General features: G+C 62.7%; 15 protein-coding genes. 10 read left to right on the forward strand and 5 right to left on the reverse strand.

Translation table 11 applies throughout. From position 1 onward, the window contains the following. Positions 1–13: 13 nt before the first annotated feature. The 5 genes from SR908_RS13800 (at position 14) to nagE (ending at position 7,320) form a co-directional block, all read left to right on the forward strand. Positions 14–754 (forward strand): GntR family transcriptional regulator, encoded by a 741-nt coding sequence (locus tag SR908_RS13800; RefSeq protein ID WP_246920801.1) that lies wholly within the window; start codon positions 14–16, stop codon positions 752–754. Positions 755–820: 66 nt separating this feature from the next. Next, positions 821–1,963 carry an N-acetylglucosamine-6-phosphate deacetylase gene (nagA, locus tag SR908_RS13805; RefSeq protein ID WP_246920803.1) on the forward strand — a complete coding sequence of 381 codons (1,143 nt, stop codon included), beginning with the start codon at positions 821–823 and terminating at the stop codon, positions 1,961–1,963. Further along, positions 1,960–2,982, forward strand: coding sequence for an SIS domain-containing protein (locus tag SR908_RS13810; RefSeq protein WP_246920806.1), 1,023 nt, complete (start codon positions 1,960–1,962; stop codon positions 2,980–2,982). Before nagA ends, SR908_RS13810 begins: the two co-directional genes overlap by 4 nt. Before the next feature lie 83 nt (positions 2,983–3,065). Then, positions 3,066–5,594: a phosphoenolpyruvate--protein phosphotransferase gene (ptsP, locus tag SR908_RS13815; protein ID WP_246920808.1), complete on the forward strand. Its 2,529-nt coding sequence runs from the start codon at positions 3,066–3,068 to the stop codon at positions 5,592–5,594. A 46-nt stretch (positions 5,595–5,640) separates the two neighbouring features. After that, entirely contained in the window at positions 5,641–7,320 is a 1,680-nt protein-coding gene (nagE, locus tag SR908_RS13820; protein ID WP_246920811.1) for an N-acetylglucosamine-specific PTS transporter subunit IIBC, read from the forward strand. Positions 7,321–7,486: 166 nt separating this feature from the next. On the opposite strand, the gene SR908_RS13825 is transcribed toward nagE, so the two are convergent. After that, positions 7,487–8,227: a dienelactone hydrolase family protein gene (locus SR908_RS13825; RefSeq protein WP_246920815.1), complete on the reverse strand. Its 741-nt coding sequence runs from the start codon at positions 8,225–8,227 to the stop codon at positions 7,487–7,489. A gap of 299 nt (positions 8,228–8,526) precedes the next feature. On the opposite strand from SR908_RS13825, the gene SR908_RS13830 reads away from it, so the two are divergent. Further along, complete coding sequence (locus tag SR908_RS13830; RefSeq protein ID WP_246920818.1) at positions 8,527–9,480, forward strand: VOC family protein; 954 nt, start codon at positions 8,527–8,529, stop codon at positions 9,478–9,480. A gap of 57 nt (positions 9,481–9,537) precedes the next feature. Here the strand turns inward: SR908_RS13830 and SR908_RS13835 are convergent, their stop codons facing one another. Further along, complete coding sequence (locus tag SR908_RS13835) at positions 9,538–10,164, reverse strand: O-methyltransferase (RefSeq protein ID WP_246920820.1); 627 nt, start codon at positions 10,162–10,164, stop codon at positions 9,538–9,540. A gap of 192 nt (positions 10,165–10,356) precedes the next feature. On the opposite strand from SR908_RS13835, the gene SR908_RS13840 reads away from it, so the two are divergent. Next, positions 10,357–11,169 (forward strand): Cof-type HAD-IIB family hydrolase, encoded by an 813-nt coding sequence (locus tag SR908_RS13840; RefSeq protein WP_246920822.1) that lies wholly within the window; start codon positions 10,357–10,359, stop codon positions 11,167–11,169. Positions 11,170–11,209: 40 nt separating this feature from the next. After that, the gene (locus tag SR908_RS13845; protein WP_246920825.1) at positions 11,210–12,295 is read left to right on the forward strand and encodes an AI-2E family transporter; all 1,086 of its coding nucleotides are present in this window, start codon (positions 11,210–11,212) and stop codon (positions 12,293–12,295) included. A gap of 45 nt (positions 12,296–12,340) precedes the next feature. Here the strand turns inward: SR908_RS13845 and SR908_RS13850 are convergent, their stop codons facing one another. The 3 genes from SR908_RS13850 to SR908_RS13860 form a co-directional block, all read right to left on the reverse strand. Then, positions 12,341–12,781, reverse strand: a complete 441-nt coding sequence (locus tag SR908_RS13850; RefSeq protein WP_246920827.1) for a universal stress protein — start codon at positions 12,779–12,781, stop codon at positions 12,341–12,343. 114 nt (positions 12,782–12,895) lie between these two features. Further along, positions 12,896–13,939: a YcjF family protein gene (locus SR908_RS13855; RefSeq protein WP_246920829.1), complete on the reverse strand. Its 1,044-nt coding sequence runs from the start codon at positions 13,937–13,939 to the stop codon at positions 12,896–12,898. Beyond that, positions 13,936–15,327: a YcjX family GTP-binding protein gene (locus tag SR908_RS13860; RefSeq protein WP_246920831.1), complete on the reverse strand. Its 1,392-nt coding sequence runs from the start codon at positions 15,325–15,327 to the stop codon at positions 13,936–13,938. The genes SR908_RS13855 and SR908_RS13860 overlap by 4 nt, the downstream gene beginning before the upstream one ends. 221 nt (positions 15,328–15,548) lie before the next feature. Here SR908_RS13860 and SR908_RS13865 point away from each other — a divergent pair, with 221 nt between their 5' ends. Both SR908_RS13865 and sufB read left to right on the forward strand, forming a co-directional pair. Beyond that, positions 15,549–16,016 carry an SUF system Fe-S cluster assembly regulator gene (locus tag SR908_RS13865; RefSeq protein ID WP_246920833.1) on the forward strand — a complete coding sequence of 156 codons (468 nt, stop codon included), beginning with the start codon at positions 15,549–15,551 and terminating at the stop codon, positions 16,014–16,016. Between the two features lie 67 nt (positions 16,017–16,083). Beyond that, positions 16,084–17,526: a Fe-S cluster assembly protein SufB gene (gene sufB / locus SR908_RS13870; protein WP_246920834.1), complete on the forward strand. Its 1,443-nt coding sequence runs from the start codon at positions 16,084–16,086 to the stop codon at positions 17,524–17,526. The last annotated feature ends 67 nt before the right edge of the window (positions 17,527–17,593 follow it).

Consider the following 17,593-nt stretch of genomic DNA (forward strand, 5'->3'; position numbering starts at 1 on the left):
AGAGGCCGTCTTCATGGATCCCCGTTTTGCTCAGATGACCCTCGACCCCGACCTGGCGACGCCGCTCTATCATCAGTTAGCGCGGCAACTGGGCGATGCCATCGAGGCGGGGGCCTGGCAGGCCGGTGAGGCCTTACCCTCCGAGCGCGCTTTGGCCGAAACGCTGGAGGTTTCGCGCATCACCGCGCGCAAGGCGCTGGAACGACTCGCCGAGCAGGGGCTGATTAGACGTACGCACGGTTCAGGCACGTTCATCGCGCCACGCTTCAATCAGCCACTGACGCGACTGACGAGCTTTTCGGAGCTACTGACTCAACGTGGCTTCACGCCCCGTTCGCGCTGGCTGTCTCGCCAGTTGGGCATGCCGAGTACCGAAGAAGCCTTGCGTCTCGGGCTGCGTGGCGGCACTCAGGTGGCGCGTCTCAAGCGTCTGCGCCTGGCCGACGATGTGGTGATGGCCGTCGAGGAAAGTTGCCTGCCCGAATCGATACTGCCCGAGCCGGAAGGTGTCGAGCAGTCGCTCTACGCGACGCTGGAAGCGCGAGGCAAGACGGTGGAACGCGCTCTGCAACATCTGACTGCCGTCAATGCCGACGCCGAACTGGCCGCGTTGGCCGAAGTGCCCAAAGGGGAGGCGTTGCTCAAGGTCACCCGCCTTGGCTACCTCGCCGACGGCACCCCGGCGGAATTAACCATCACTTACTGTCGTACCGACTACTACGACTTCATGGTCGAGCTTCATCGGGCTCGCTAGAAAGCAGAACTTCATCGGGCGCGATAAAGCATCGCGTAGTTTTGGGCGCGTTAAAAAGGCAAGCCAATGCATTACGGCAACATCCTCACCCCCGAGGGCTGGCGCTTGGGCGAGATCCACTGGCACGACGGACGTATCGCGCGCATCGATGGTGCACTGGCCGATCCCGCGACGAACGATGCGCCCTATATAATGCCCGGCTTCATCGACCTGCACGTGCATGGCGGCGGTGGCGCCGACACCATGGAAGGCGGCGAGGCGGTGACCACGCTGGCGCGTACGCATGCGCGCTTCGGCACCACCAGTCTACTGGCGACGACCATGACCGCCACCGACGCTGAGGTACGCCAAGTACTTGGTGAAATCGGTGCTTTGATGGAACAGCCATCCGGAAAGGGCGCACGCATTCTTGGCGTGCATCTTGAAGGGCCCTATATCAATCCCGGCAAGCTCGGTGCCCAGCCGCCTTACGCCCGGCCTGGTGAAATCGCCGAGATCGATGCGCTTTGTGAGTTGGCGCCGATTCGGCTAGTGACTCTGGCGCCGGAACTCTCTGGTCACTATGCGCTGATTCGCCACCTGAGTGAGCGCGGCGTGCGCGTGCAACTTGGTCATACCCTGGGCACCTACGAACAGGGCGTGGCGGCGATGGAACATGGCGCCTGCGGTTTCACCCATCTCTACAACGCCATGACCGGCCTGCATCATCGCCATCCCGGTATGGCGGGTGCCGCCTTGGCGCACGCCGATTTCGCCGAGCTAATCCCCGACTTGTTGCACGTCCATCCCGGAGCGATTCGCGTCGCGCTGAGAAGTATTCCACGCCTCTATGCGGTCACCGACTCGACCGCTGCCGCCGGCATGCCCGATGGCGAGTACCGGCTCGGCGAGCAGGCGGTGACCAAATGCCTGGGCGGGGTGCGCCTCGCCGACGGCACGCTCGCCGGGAGTACCCTGACCATGGATCAGGCGCTGCGCAATCTGGTCGAGATCGGCCTGTCGCTGGCCGAGGCCAGTGAACGCGTTTCGCGCCATCCCGCCGATTTTCTCGGCCTGCCTGAGCGCGGCCGACTGGCTGATGGCTGTTACGCCGACCTGGTGGTGCTCGATCGCGATCTGGCCGTCGACTGTGTCTACGTCGAGGGCCAGTGCGTGGCTGGCGATCATCCCCAAGACGCTTCAACGACCCGCCCAGGAGACGAAGCATGAGTTCGATGATGCTCAATGAAGCGCGTGATGCTCCCGAACGCGTCGCCGCTCAATTGACCCACAACGCCGAACCGCTGGCCGAACTCGGCGAGTGGCTGCGGCAATGCGACCCGCATGGTGTGGTCACCGTGGCGCGCGGTAGCTCCGACCATGCCGCCAATTACTTCGCCTATTCATGCATGCAGAGCCGAGGGATCCCGGTGGCCTCGCTGCCGCCGTCGCTCACCACCCTGGCGCGGGCGCCGTGGAAGCTTGACGGCCAGTTGGCGCTGGCGATCTCGCAGTCCGGCCAGAGCCCCGACCTGATCGAGACCCAAAAATCGCTGGCTGCCGGCGGTGCCCAGACGCTGGCGTTAGTCAATACGCCCCAGTCGCCGTTGGGCGAGGTCAGCGATCGCGAGATTGCGCTGCATGCCGGCGAGGAGCGCAGTGTCGCCGCGACCAAGAGCTACTTGGCCACGCTATCGGCCTGCGCTCAGTTGCTTGGCCACTGGAACCGGGACCGCGAATTGCTCGTCGCACTCGAGGCGCTACCCGCACGGCTGCGTGCGGCGGCCAAGCAGGACTGGTCGCCGGCCATAGAGGCACTGCGCGATGCCGACAAGCTGATGGTGGTAGGGCGCGGCGCTGGATTGGCCGTCGCTCAGGAAGCGGCGCTCAAGTTCAAGGAGACCTGCGCCCTCCAGGCTGAGCCGTTCAGCGGCGCCGAGGTCAAGCACGGCCCTATGGCGTTGATCGGCCCCGGCTATCCGGTGCTGGTATTCGCCCCGCCGGGATCCGAGCAGGCCGGCCTGCTCGAGCTCGCTGAGTGGCTTAAAAGCGTTGGTGCACGTGTGCTGCTGGCCGCCGACGAGGGTGTTGCCCAGCGTGAGCTGACAGTCACCGATGCCGGCCATGCGGCGCTTCAGCCGCTGTCGGTCATCCAAAGTTTCTACATCATGACCGCCCAACTGGCGGTGGCGCGAGGTCGCGACCCGGACCAACCGCGCCATCTCAAGAAGGTGACCCGTACCCGCTGAGCGTCGTCCATCGGTCTCAGGCAAACGATGCATAACCACTTTTCTATAACGACGTTCCTTACAACAACAACGCCGGAGGCAACATGGCTTCATCACTCGATATAAAGGCACCGGTGGACGGTGTCCTCGTCGCCCTCGACGCGGTGCCCGATCCGGTCTTTGCAGGCGGTACACTCGGCGAGGGCTTGGCCATCGATCCGCTAGGCAACACGCTGCATGCGCCTTGCGACGGCGAGATCGTACACTGCGCGCGTACCGCCCACGCGGTGACGCTTCGCAGTACGGGCGGCGTCGAGCTGCTGGTACATCTGGGGCTGGATACCGTCAATCTCGACGGTGCGGGCATCGAACTACTGGTCGAAGCCGGACAGTGGGTCGAGGCCGGAGAGCCGTTGCTACGTTTCGATGCCGACCAGGTCGCCCAGCAGGCGATGAGCCTGATCACGCCATTGATTATCGCCGAACCGTCCGGTTGGCGTCTGACGTCTCTCGACACACAGAAAAGCGGCGAAACGGTGCGCCAGGGCGAGGTGATCATGCGTCTCGAGGCGCCTGCCGCCTCCCCGAACGTCGCGCCGGAGTCGGACGAGGCATCGCCCCGGCAAACGCAGGAAGTGACCCGCGACGTTATCCTGGCCCTGGCGGCCGGACTGCACGCGCGGCCTGCGGCTCGGCTACGCGCCATCGCCCACGAACAGGATGTCGATCTCGAACTCGTCCACGACGAGACGCACGTCGATGCGCGTAGCCTGAGCCGGTTGATGAACATGGGGCTGGTGGAAGGTGACCGTGTGACACTGATCGCGCGAGGCGAATGTGCCACAACGGCGCTGGATGCTGCCGAACGGTTGCTGAGCGAAGCCGAGGCCGATGAGCCCGTGGCCAGTGCCGCCGAAGTGCCTACCGCCGAGGCCGGGGCAGGGCAGTTGGCTGGGCTCGTCGCCAGCCAGGGGCTCGTGGTCGGGCCGCTGCATCATTATGTGGCGGCATTGCCCACGGTGCCGCAAGCGGGCGACGATCCGGCACATGAGCGCGCGGCGCTGGGCGAGGCGTTGGAAAAAGTCGGTCATTCGCTCAAAACAGCGTTGGCGCAGGCCAAGCGCGGCGCGCGAAGTAGCGAGGCTGAGATCCTCGAGGCGCACTTGGCCTGGCTCGACGATCCGGCGCTACGCGAGGCCGCCGAAGGTTACATCGACAGCGGGCGCAGCGCCGGGCAGGCCTGGAAGGAGGCCCTCGATGACGAAGCGGCGCGTCTGCAGGCGACCGGCAATAAACTGCTGGCGGCGCGGGTTGCCGACCTGCGTGACCTGCAGCGCCAGGTAATGGCGTGCTTGGGTACGGCGTCGAGCATGCCGCAGGTGCCGGCTGGCGCCATCGTCATCGCCGACGATCTGACGCCCTCGGAACTGACGGCATTGGCCGCTCAGCGTCTGGCGGGCATCTGTCTGGTGGCGGGGGGTACCACGTCGCACGTGGCGATTCTCGCCCGTGCCCGGGGGCTGCCGTGCTTGGTGGCGATGGGCACGGTGCTGGAATCGGCCGAAGGCGACATGGCGATTCTCGATGCCGAACGCGGCCTGCTCGAACCACAGCCGGATAGCGCCAGTCTCGAGACCATGCGTAAACGCATCGCTGAAAGCGAGCGGGCCCGAGATGCAGACCGCGAATCGGCAAAGCAGCCTGCGACGACCCGTGATGGACGCACTATCGAGGTCTGCGCCAACGTCGCCGGCGGTGCCGAGGCGACTCTTGCCGCGCAGGACGGAGCCGACGGTATCGGCCTGCTGCGCAGCGAATTCCTGTTCCTCGATCGTGAAAGCGCGCCGAGCGTCGACGAGCAGCGCGGTGAATATCAGGCCGCGCTCGATGCATTGGGCGGCAAGCCGGTGGTCGTACGTACGCTGGATATTGGCGCCGACAAGCAACTTAGCTACCTACCGCTGCCCAGCGTTGCCAATCCAGCCCTGGGCGTGCGCGGCATTCGCTTGTGGGCTAGCCACGCCGAACTGCTGGAGAGTCAATTACGCGCTTTACTCGCGCTCCAGCCCCTCGATGCACTGCGCATCATGCTGCCGATGGTCAGTGGCGTCGGAGAGTTACGGGCGTTGCGCCAACGGCTGGAAACGCTGGCCGGGGAACTGGGCGTGAGTCGACTGCCGCAGCTCGGAGTGATGATCGAGGTGCCTTCGGCCGCACTGTGTGCTGCCAGCCTCGCCGCCGAAGCCGATTTCCTATCGGTCGGCACCAACGATCTGACGCAGTACACGCTGGCCATGGACCGCGAAGACCCCGGCCTCGCAGCACAACTCGATGTGCTGCATCCGGCGGTATTGCGGCTGATCAAGACAACCGTCGAAGGCGCTGCCGGACGTTGCCCCGTAGGCGTGTGCGGCGCCGCTGCCAGCGATCCGTTGGCATTGGCCGTGCTGGTGGCTCTGGGTGTCGACGAACTCTCGGTGGAGCCAAGCCGCGTGCCGGCGGTCAAGGCTTCATTGCGTGAGCTAGACGCTGGCGCACTCGCCGAGCAGCTGTCGGCCTGGTTGGATCTGGACGACGGCGCCACGGTGCGCGAGCGGCTCAAGTCCTGGCTGGAAGCACCGGTCGTTGCCTGACACCGCCACACCATTCGTGACAACAACAAAACTGGAGGAATCGATCATGCGACTCGATATCATGGGTGGCCTACAAAAGCTGGGGCGCTCGCTGATGTTGCCCATCGCGGTGCTGCCGGTCGCCGGCCTACTGCTGCGTCTGGGACAGCCGGACCTGCTCGACATCGCTTTCATCGCCAATGCCGGGGATGCGATCTTCGCCAATCTGGCGTTGATCTTCGCCATTGGCCTAGCGGTGGGTTTCGCCAATGATAGCAACGGCGCTGCGGGATTGGCGGGTGTCGTCGGTTACCTGGTGCTTGATGCGGTACTGCATACGCTCAACGAAGACATCAACATGGGCGTGCTGTCGGGCATCATCATCGGCACCGTGGCGGGCCTGCTCTATAACCGCTTCAAGGACATCAATCTACCCGACTATCTAGCGTTCTTCGGTGGGCGGCGCTTCATCCCGATCGTTACCGGGCTTGCCGCGGTCATCTTGGGGATGATCTTCGGGGTGATCTGGCCGACGGTGCAGACCGGCATCGATACCCTCGGCCAGTGGCTGATCGATGCCGGCGACCTGGGGCTCTTCGTCTACGGTGTGCTCAATCGCTTGCTGATCGTCACTGGGCTGCACCACGTACTCAACAGCTTCGTGTGGTTCGTGTTCGGCAGCTTCGATGGCGCGACCGGCGATCTTAACCGCTTCTTCGCTGGCGACCCCAGCGCGGGCAGTTTCATGGCGGGCTTTTTCCCGGTGATGATGTTCGGCCTTCCGGCAGCAGCGCTGGCGATGTATCACGCCGCGCCCAAAGGGCGGCGTGCCCAGGTTGGCGGCTTGTTGCTGTCGCTGGCGCTGACCGCCTTCCTGACCGGCGTCACCGAGCCGATCGAGTTCACCTTCATGTTCCTGGCGCCGTTTTTGTACGTGTTGCATGCGCTGTTCACCGGGCTCTCGCTGGTGCTCATGAACCTGCTAGACGTCAAATTGGGCTTCACCTTCTCGGCCGGGGCCTTCGACTATGCACTTTCCTACGGGCTATCGACCAACGGCTGGCTGATGATCCCGGTCGGGCTTTGTTACTTCGCGCTGTATTACGGGGTGTTCCGCTGGGCGATTGTACGCTTCGACCTGCCCACGCCGGGACGTGAACCGGAAACTGCAGGTACCAGCGCCGCGCCAGCCGATCTCGGCGAACGCGGTCCAGCGTTCGTGCACGCTCTGGGCGGGGCGGCCAATATGACTAGCGTGGGCGCCTGCACCACGCGTCTGCGGCTGGTGCTCGTCGACGACAAGGCCATCGACGAACCGGCACTCAAGCAGCTCGGCGCGCGCGGTGTGCTGCACCTTCGCGGCGGCGGCTTGCAAGTGATCCTCGGGCCGATAGCCGACGGCGTCGCCGACGAGATTCGCGCCGCGATGAATGCCCAAGGCGCCGCGCCGAGTGAGGCGCCAGCGGCCAGCGAGGGCAATGGGGCGGATGCGGCTAGCGTGGTGCGACTGAGTGCCGAACAGCGCGATCACTGGCTGACAGCTCTGGGCGGGAGCGGCAACGTTCAGGAAGCCACTACCGTGGCCATGACCCGCCTAAGGCTACGCCTCGGCGATGTCGCAAGTCTCGACGAAGCAACGCTCAAGACACTGGGCGCGCAAGGCATCCAACGCCTCGACGGCGGTCTGGTCCACGTGTTGCTCGGCGAACGCGCCCCCGGCGTGGCGGCGAGCCTTGGGGATCGCTGAACTCACCCCGCGTGGATGTTAAATATCTTGGGCCGGGCCGAAATGCCCGGCTTTTTTGTGCCTTGTGGGATGCCCAAATCGCCGTTTCACACTGATTTTGTCGCCTTCTACTGATGACCTTCGGCTCACTTAAATATCCGCTGCTGGCCGGCCAATGGGGACCCCGTTACAGAGTTTCTTCCAGGAGCTGGGACAGTCGCTTGTGGTGCAGGGCGTCGGCGGCTGCATCGTAGGAGGGGGCGTCCTTGGCCGTGAAACCATGGGCCGCGCCCTTGTAGAGCTCGGTGGTGAAGTGCACGCCAGCGGCGGCGAGGGCTTCGTCCAGACGGGCGATCTGTTCCGGGGGCAGCAGTTCGTCTTGGTCGGCGTGGCCGAAATAGACGCGCCCTTCGATGGTGCCGACGACGTTCACGGTGCTGTTCGGGTCGTCTGCCTCGGCCAGTCGCGCCGAATGAAAACCGGCCGCAGCTGCCACGCGGTCAGCGTGTTCGGCCGCCATGCGCAGCGCGAAGGCACCTGTCATGCAATAACCGACCACGCCGATCTTGCCGTCCGCGAACTCGGGCTCGTTGTCGATGCAGGCTAGCAGGGCGACGAAGTCGCGGGATTGTGCCTCGGGCGTGAGGTGGCCGGCATATTCGAGCAGCGTTGGCCGCACGTCCGGGTCGCGGAAGGACTTTCCCTCCGGCACGATGTGACCGCTCGCATCGCGGTAGTAGACGTTGGGCATCAATACGGCATAGCCGTTATTGGCGATTTGCTGGGCTTTCTCGTGGTAGCAGGGACGCAGGCCACCGATATCGGTGAACAGCACTACGGCCGGAAGGGGGCCATCGGCGTTCTCGGGCGTGAAGACGTGCGCGTCGATGGTGCCGTCGGCGGTGGGGACTTCGATAGCACGAGACATGGCTGAGCTCCGTATTGTCGATGGCGAATTAATTGATGCCATCAGAGGCGAATGTCACTAGAGACGAATCTAACCGGAGACAGGCTCGGTTGACGAGCCCGTGTCTTTCCCGCTGCGATGTTCATCCGCAGCTCCAGATAAATAAAACGTATAAGACTTGCAGTGAAATGCATTATTCGGACGACGAGCGGAAATGACACGCTTTCAAGTACATGCACCTGGTGCCAGCGCCACTTGAGAGCACCTGGAGGATCGCTTGCGTCGTCAGTTCGCTGCTAGTCAAACGTTGAGGAACACTAATGGAGCATTGCAACGATATCGCGCATCTTGCCCACGTCGAGATGCTGACAGATCGTTTTGAGGAGAGTCTGGATTTCTTCACCCGCGTTTATGGGCTGAAACTATCCGGGCAGGACGCGACCAGCGCCTACCTGCGTGCCTGGGACGACTACGAGTATGCTTCCCTGAAACTGACCCGGGCTGGGGCTACCGGAGTTGGGCACATTGCCTATCGCGCCGCATCTCCGGAGGCCCTGGAGCGACGAGTCAAGGCGATCGAGGCTTCAGGCTATACGACCCACGGCTGGATCGACGGCGATCAGAGCCATGGCAAGGCGTTTCGTTTCGAGGATCCGTTCGGGCACGTATTCGAGATCTACTACGACACGGTGTGGTATGCGCCGCAGGGAGATGCTGAACGCCCCGCCCTGAAGAATACCGCCTCGGCTTTCACCGGCGCCGCGCCTCGAAGGATCGATCATGTCAACCTGCTCGCTGAAGACGTGAGTGCATTTCGGCGCTTCATGGAAACATGCCTAGGCAGCCGCGTGACGGAGCTGATCCAGCTCGACAATGGTCGCCTCGGCGGATGCTGGTTCACGATCAACGACAAGAGCTACGACCTTGCCTGCACCGAAGAGCATGGTCGAGGTCAGGGGCGCTTGCACCATGTCACCTACGCCACCGACCAGCGCGAGGATATCCTGCGCGCTGCCGATATCTTCCTGCAAAACGGGGTGCATATCGAGACCGGCCCCCACAAGCATGCGGTTCAAGGCACCTTCTTTCTCTATGTGTGGGAGCCTGCGGGCAACCGTGTGGAACTGGCCAATGCCGGCGCTCGCCTGATCCTTGCGCCGGATTGGCAGCCTATCGTCTGGACTGAAGCCGAGCGTAAGAAAGGCCAAGCCTGGGGGATGAAGACCATCGAGACATTCCATACCCATGGCACGCCGCCGGTGAACGCGGATTGATCCCGCCTGAAGCGATTGACTGGACGTTTCTGATGCCAGGAAGTCGGCCGGTGTCCATCACTGGGCAGGCTCGTAGCGGCTGACTTCCAGCCCCGATCCTACCGGCAATAGCACGCTGGTCATGCCCGGCATGGCGCGGACGGCGGCAGCGTATTCTGCTTGGCCGCTGCTATCACCACCGCCGCCACGGATCATGTTGTCGGCCACCAGGATGGCGCCGGGGGCGAGCTTGTCGCGAAAGGCCTCGAAACTCGGCAGGTAAAGATCTTTCCAGTGATCGACGAGCACGAAGTCGAAAGGCCCGTCGAGGTCGTCGAGCAATGCCAGGGCGTCCCCCACTTGGTAATCGGCCCACTCGGTGAGCCCCGCGCCTGCGGCCATTTCCTTGGCAATCGTGGATTTTTCCGCTTCCAGCTCGATCGTGGTCACACGTCCGCCCGTGGCGCGGGCGGCATCGGCGAGCCAGAGTGTCGAGTAGCCCAGGGAGGTGCCCAGTTCGAGGATATGCGGTGCGTCGAGACTACTGGCCAGCAAGTTGATGAGGCGTCCAGTTGCCGGGCCCACGGCCATATGGCGATGCGGGCCACCCTTTCCTTGCTTTTCCTCTTCGATACGCTGGTGATAAAGGGCGAGGGCATGCCGCATGGCATCGTCCATATCGAGCCGGGGGTCGAAGGTAGACATGGATTCTCCTTGGAAGAGCTGCCCGCTTACGGTGAGCGGACAGCGCAGATTTAGAAGGCAATAGTTGGCACAACGGGCCCTGTTAGTACAGGCCGCGTTGATTTCGCTGAGTATGCACCATCTTTTCCAGGCGACGCGACGCACGCCGATATGCGGTAACCTTGGGGTGTCGAGAACCAACCGGGAAACCGCATGCAGCCTCATCTAATAGTCACGGATCTGGACAACACTCTGCTCAACGCCGAGCACGATCTCGATGAGTTGACCATCGAGACCTTTCAGGCCCTGGCCGCCGAGGGCCATCATCTGGCGCTGGCGTCGGGGCGTCACTTTCACGATATCACCGCGTTCCGCCAGCGGTTGGGCGTGCCGGCCTATATCTTGAGTACCAACGGCGCACATCTCTACGCACCTGACGATCACCTGATCGCCGAGCAGTGGGTGCCGGCCGAGTTGGTGCGGGCGTTGATAGAGCTGCCGCGCGATGCCGACATCCGGCTCAACCTGTATACCGGCGACGAGTGGTTGATCGATGCGTCGGCCCCTGAGTTGAAAGCCTTGCACGCACACACCGGTTTCCATTACCGGGTCGCCGATCTGGAAGCCCACGATGGCAACGGGGTGGGCAAGGTGTTGTGTATCGGCGATCCCGTCGCGCTGGCGTCGTTGGAACGGAGCATCAATGAGGCGCTAGGCACGCGGGTGCACGTGACCTATTCGATGGCCCATTCACTGGAGATCATGGCGGAAGGCGTCAATAAGGGGGCCACGCTGGAGCGTCTGTTGGCGCATCTCGAGCTACCCGCGACGCGCTGCCTGGCGTTCGGCGATAACCTCAATGACGCCGAGATGCTGGCGTTGGCCGGCCACGGCTTCATCGTGGAAAATGCCCACCCCGAATTGGTGCGGCGCGTTCCTGACGCCAAATGGATCGGTCATCATCACCCGTTCGGTGTTGCACAGCGGTTGCGGGAGTTCTTCGAGCTGAAGGTCACCGCCAGGTAAGCCGAGTTTCATTCATGTTCCCATGACAAGGAGTGTCATCGTGGGAGAACCGACGCACCACTACATGAGCGAATATGCGCGTAAAGTCTGGATCGCTGCCGGCATCGTCGCTGCCACCATGGCGATATTAGCCGCGCTCTGGTTCGGTTTCAGAATCCTGCTGATGGTCTTCGTCGGACTGTTGCTGGCATTGGCTTTTTCGCTGCCGGCAGGCTGGTTGTGCCGTCACAGCTTTCTTTCTCAGCGTTGGGCATTACTGGTCGTATTGTTCGTCGTTTCTGGCTTGTTTGCCGCCTTCAGCGTGAACTTCGCCTTCAGTATCAGCCAGCAATTCGAGCAGCTCGCCGAGACACTGCCCAGCTCGCTGGCCGATTTGAAACAAACGATAAGTCAGTGGCCGCTGGGATCGCAGCTTATCGAGCGGATAAGCGAGAATTCGGCGTCTGAGGGGGGATTGGGGAACTGGTCCGCACGGGCTTCCACCGTTTTCTCGACCACGTTGGGCGCATTGCTCAACGTTGTGGTGGTGGTGTTCATCGGGCTGTTCATTGCGTTCGATCCGGCGATTTATAAAGCAGGCGTATTGCGGCTCATTACCCCTTCTCGGCGCGAGGGCGCCGCCGATCTACTGGATGTCATCAAGCGTAAGCTTGCTTGGTGGCTATTAGGGCGGCTCACATCTATGTCCGTCGTGGGGTTACTGGTCGGCACTGGCCTTTGGATGTTGGGCATTCCCATGGCGTTGTCACTCGGCCTGCTGGCGGCATTGTTCTCGCTCATTCCTTATTTGGGGCCGCTTTTCTCGGCGATTCCTGCCTTGCTGGTGGCGTTCTCGATCGATTCCACGGCGATGTTGCATGTTGGCGTGCTTTATGTCGGCGTCCAGGCGCTGGAAAGTTATCTGATCACGCCGCTCATCCAGCGCGAGGCGGTCAGTATTCCACCTGGGCTTTTGTTGGTGATGCAAGTATGGCTGGGGTTGGTCGCTGGTTTGATAGGCGTGTTGGTCGCCGAACCACTGGTCGTGCTGGGTATGGTGCTTATCCATCGCTTGTATGTGAAAGGCTGGCTGGAGCAGAGAGGACATGCACTTGAGCGAACACCCAAGCCAGCCACCGACAAATAGGGGTGGCCGGCATTGATTCGCAGTGGTTGGCGGATAGCAGGCGGGTTAATGCACGCTGATCACGTGGCAGGGGGCGGTATGCGCGACCTTGTGCGAGACGCTGCCGACGACGAGTCCGGCGATGTCGCTCAAGCCACGGCTGCCCATGACGATGGCGTCGGCGTCTAACGTCTTGGCCTGTTCGGTGATCACCCGTGCCGGATCGCCCTGGTGCAGCGAGCCTTCGACATCGGTGATGCCGCGTGCGCCGGCGGCCTGAGTAGCGGCATCGAGCAGTTGCCGGCCGGCGCGCTCGAGTTGCTCGGTGCTGGCCTCCATTGACACCGCGCCCACGCCCCAGACGAGGAGAGTATCGTGGGCCAGCGATTCGGGAATATGCAGGATATGTAGGCGCGCACCGTCGGTGCTGGCCAGCTTGCAGGCGATATCGAGTGCCGTGCTGGCCGTTTCCGATCCGTCGACGGGAACCACGATGGTCGAGAACATGGCAACCTCCGTATGTGCTGGCATGAAAGGTGGCATTCGCGAAGCGCTTAGAGGCGATCGCGTGTGCACTCAATCTAGCCTAGTTGCCAAGTACGTACCGAATCGTGATCTGGATCAAGATGACGTGGATTGTTGATTATCGCTCTGCGTCTCCAGCCGGCGCAGGCGTTGCCAGAGTTCGCGGCGCAGGTCGGCGAGGCGCGGAGCTTCGCCCTCGTCGAAGGGAATCGGGCGTGTCATGCGCAGGGTGCGCAAGCCGAGCCGCGCGGTGAGAAGGCCCGTGCCGAGCCCTTGGCCGGCGCGAGTGGAAAGCTTGCCAGCCACGTTCATCGAGAGCAGATCCATCCCGGCATCCGTAGCGATCTCGCTGGCGCCGGCGAAAGCCATGTTGTAGAGCACTGCACGAAACAGACGCAGGCGGCTGGCGTAACCCAGTTCCAGGCCGTAGAGCGCGGCGAGACGGTCGATCAGGGCGATGTTGCGCCACGCCATCAAGGCCATGTCGAAAAATGTCACCGGGCTAACGGCGACCATGACGGCGGTTTCACTGGACATGCGCGCGATCAACCGGCGTGCCTGGCGATCGCGCGGGGCCAGGAGGTGATGCGCCAGCAGGGTGCGTGTTTCCTGTGCGTCGTGATGCGGCTGATGTGCGGCTTGAAAAGCGCGCCAGTGAGGATCGTCGTCGCCGAGTTGCATCTGGCGTCGCAAGCGTTCGGCGAGCGCCTGCATGTCCTGGGGCGTGGTCTCTTCCGGGGCATCGAGTTGGTCACGCAATTGGGTGTGCCTTTGCAGACGCCGCAGACGCCATAGCTCGCGTAATAGCGCCGCGGCACCCAAGCCCAGCCCCAAGAGGCCCAGCGCGCTCCAGGCGCCTGCCAGCCAATCGCCGCCGAGGGTGGCGGTATATAGCTGGCGTGCCACTTCCAAGCCGCCTAGTGCCAGGGCGCCGCCGAGTAGGGTCACGAGCCCCCAGCGTCGCTTGCGGGGTTTGCCCAGGCTGGCCTCGAGTGGCACGTCCGGTGCGGTGTCCTGTGTGGTCAGCGGATGAGAAACGCTGTCCGGGTGAAAGTGTTCCCCCGGCTCGGGGGCGGCCGTAAAGTGGGGCGGGGACTCAGGGTCGACGCGAAAACGTTGTCCGGGGCGCGGCTCGCTCATTTCAATTTATCTCCAATCAGCCAGTCGAGCGCTGCATCCATGCGTACATGCGGCAATTCGGGTGTGTCGCGATGCGGGGGCCGAAACGCCGTGAAGTCGAATCCCTGTCGTTCCCAGAAGTCGTGCTCAGGCAAGCGAGGTGGCACGTCGCCGGGGAACAGCAGTACGTCTTCGCCTTCCAGAGTGATGCCACGTAGGGCGGCGCGACGTTGGCCATCATTATCCACTTCGCGTGGCTCGGTGGCACGCACCGACGCCAAGGACAGTGCCTTCACCGGCACATCGGCATAGCGCAGATCCTTGAGTGGCTCGGCAAGCAGGGATTCGAGCAGCGCGACGACGTTGGGATGCTGTTCGGGCGTGACGTGGTCGGCCTTGGTCGCGGCGATGGCAAGACGGTCGATGCGCGGCGAGAACAGTCGGCTCATCAGGCTGCGCTTGCCGTAGTCGAAACTCCGCATCAGGGTGCTCAACGCTCGGGAAAGATCCTCGAAGCGTTCCGGACCGGCATTGAGCGCGCCCAGCACATCGACCAGCACGATCTGGCGGTCAAAGCGCCGGAAATGGTCACGGTAGAACGGTTTCACTACGTGACGGCGGTAATGATCGAACCGCCGTGCGAGGGTCTTGTAGACGCTCGTCTCGGGCAGAGCATCGAGCTCGGCGCGGTTGGCTTCGTTCACGCCGGGAAGTGGAAAAAATTGCAGTACCGGCGCATCTTCCAGGTCGCCCGGGAGTAGAAAGCGCCCCGGCTGCAGGTCGGCGAAGCCGGCCTCGCGCGAGGCGCGCAATGCCTCGGCGTAATGGCTGGCGATTTCGGCGAGTTGGTCTTCGTCGGCTTCGTCGTCCGGGGCCAGGGCCTCGGCGGCACTCAACCAGGTCGCGGCGAGGCGTTGGCGCTCTCTGCCCATGGCGGTCTTCTGCGCCTCGCTCCAACTGAGGAAGTCGTGCTCGAGCAGGGGCAGGTCGAGCAACCATTCACCGGGATAGTCGATCAAGTCGAGGGTGAGCGTTGCCGTATCGCCCAGCAGGCCCCGGGCTCGCCGCGTGCGATGCTTGATGGTCAGGCGCAGCTCACTGATGCCCCGGGTGGGAGCTGGCCAGTGAGGTGGTGTGCCGTCGAGGGAGGCCATGGCAGCGTCATAGGGGAAACGCGGCACGCCGAGGTCGGGCTGAGCGACGCGCTGGGCACCAAGCAGGCGACCCTCGCGGGCGGCACGCAACAAATCGAGACGTGCTTCCAGGCCTGCATGACGCAACTGATGCACCAGCGAGGTCAGAAAAGCCGTCTTGCCGGCTCGGGAAAGGCCGGTGACGGCGAGACGCAGTTGGCGGTCGCGGCCGCGCTCGATGAAATTGTGCAGTTCCTGGGTCAGGTGACGTCGCATTACGGTATCCGACTGAAGTTCTGCGTCGAATGTGCGGGTGAATCGTGCCCAAGGCAAGAGGCGATAGTCTCTTCAAATAGGAATAATTGTCATTATTGATGCGAATGGTCGCTATCTTGACGCTAACATAGCGCTCGAAGCCGCGAACTCGTCGGCTCTCTTCACATCGAATCCATAGAGGACTAAAATGGTCCTCAATAGAGAACCCGTGGAGTGAGGGCATGTTGAAGCTTTCCAAGCTAACCGACTATGCCGCCGTGGTAATGGCGCAGATCGCGCGTTATCCGGAGCAGGCACACGCTGCCACCGAACTGGCTGATGCGGTGCAGTTGCCACACCCCACTGTCAGCAAGACGTTGAAGATGCTGGTGAGAGCCGGGCTTCTGGAATCGCGGCGCGGTTCGTTGGGCGGTTATCGGTTGGCGCGACCGGCAGCGTCCATTACTGCCTCCGATATCATCGGCGCCATTGAAGGGCCGGTGGCGATGACCGAGTGCAGCCATGCCGATGGCGACTGTGATCTGGTCGCTACCTGCGGCGTCGCCGATAACTGGCAGCGTGTCTCGCTGGCGATTCGCACCTTGCTCGACAGCGTGACCTTGGCGCATCTAGCCCAGGAAGCACCGCTGAAACTGCCCGTTCAATTGCCCATACAGAGCGTGACCTTGGCGAGTCGTGCCGAGGTTTGATCATACGATATCGGGGCCGTGGCGATGGCCACGAGCCGAGAGCATACCGCTCGGGAGGAGAGACACCATGGCAAGTCAGGAAATGGAAGAGCTTGTTCAGCGCGAATATACCCAAGGGTTCGTGACCGACATCGAAAGCGATACCGTACCGCCTGGGCTGGATGAAAGCACCATCGCCTTCATCTCGAACAAGAAAGGCGAGCCCGAATGGATGCTGGAATGGCGCCTGGAGGCTTATCGCCAATGGTTGACGATGACCACGCCTTCCTGGGCGCATCTCGACTATCCGCCCATCGATTATCAAGCGATCTCCTATTACAGCGCGCCCAAAAAGCAGGAAGACAAGCCGCAGAGCCTCGACGAGGTCGATCCCAAGCTCCTGGAAACCTATGAGAAGTTGGGGATTCCGCTGCACGAGCGTGCGGCGCTGGCCGGGGTCGCGGTGGATGCGGTGTTCGACTCCGTCTCCGTGACGACCACCTTCAAGGAGAAGCTGGCGGAAGCGGGTGTCATCTTCTGCTCGATCTCCGAGGCGATTCGCGAGTACCCGGAGTTGGTGCGCCAGTACTTGGGCAGTGTCGTGCCTCAGGGCGATAACTACTTCGCCGCACTCAACTCGGCGGTGTTCACCGACGGTTCCTTCGTCTATGTGCCTGAAGGCGTCGAGTGCCCCATGGAGCTGTCCACCTATTTCCGCATCAACGCGGCGAATACCGGCCAGTTCGAGCGCACGCTGATCGTCTGCGACAAGCGCGCCCAGGTGTCCTATCTGGAAGGTTGCACCGCGCCGCAGCGCGACGAGAACCAGCTGCACGCGGCGGTGGTCGAGCTGGTGGCGCTGGAAGACGCCAACATCAAGTATTCGACGGTGCAGAACTGGTATCCCGGTGATGAAGATGGCAAGGGTGGCATCTACAACTTTGTCACCAAGCGCGGCGATTGCCGGGGCGATCGCTCCAAGATCAGCTGGACGCAGGTCGAGACCGGTTCGGCGATCACCTGGAAGTATCCGTCCTGCATGCTGCGCGGCAAGGACAGTGTCGGTGAGTTCTATTCCGTGGCGGTGACCAACGGTCGCCAGCAGGCCGACACCGGCACCAAGATGATTCATATCGGCGAAGGGACGCGCTCCACCATCATCTCCAAGGGGATTGCCGCCGGTCGCAGTGATCAGGCGTATCGTGGCCTGGTCAAAGTCGGGCCGCGGGCCAAGGGCGCGCGTAACTTCACGCAGTGCGATTCGCTGTTGATCGGTGATCGCTGTGGCGCGCATACCTTCCCGTATCAGGAAATCGGCAACAGCACGGCGACCGTGGAGCATGAGGCGACCACTTCGAAGATCGGCGAGGATCAATTGTTTTACTGCCAGGCGCGCGGTATTTCCGAAGAAGATGCCGTCAACATGATCGTCAATGGCTTCTGCAAGGACGTCTTCCAGGAGCTACCGATGGAATTCGCAGTGGAAGCCGAGGCGCTTCTCAATGTGACGCTGGAAGGGGCAGTCGGGTAACGCGCCCGATATGCCATCAGGCGCACAGTCAAGGTCTCAATCCATGTATCGAAGTCGCCGGGCGACT

Origin of the sequence: Chromohalobacter canadensis, from assembly GCF_034479555.1 — a bacterium.
Lineage (GTDB): Bacteria > Pseudomonadota > Gammaproteobacteria > Pseudomonadales > Halomonadaceae > Chromohalobacter > Chromohalobacter canadensis.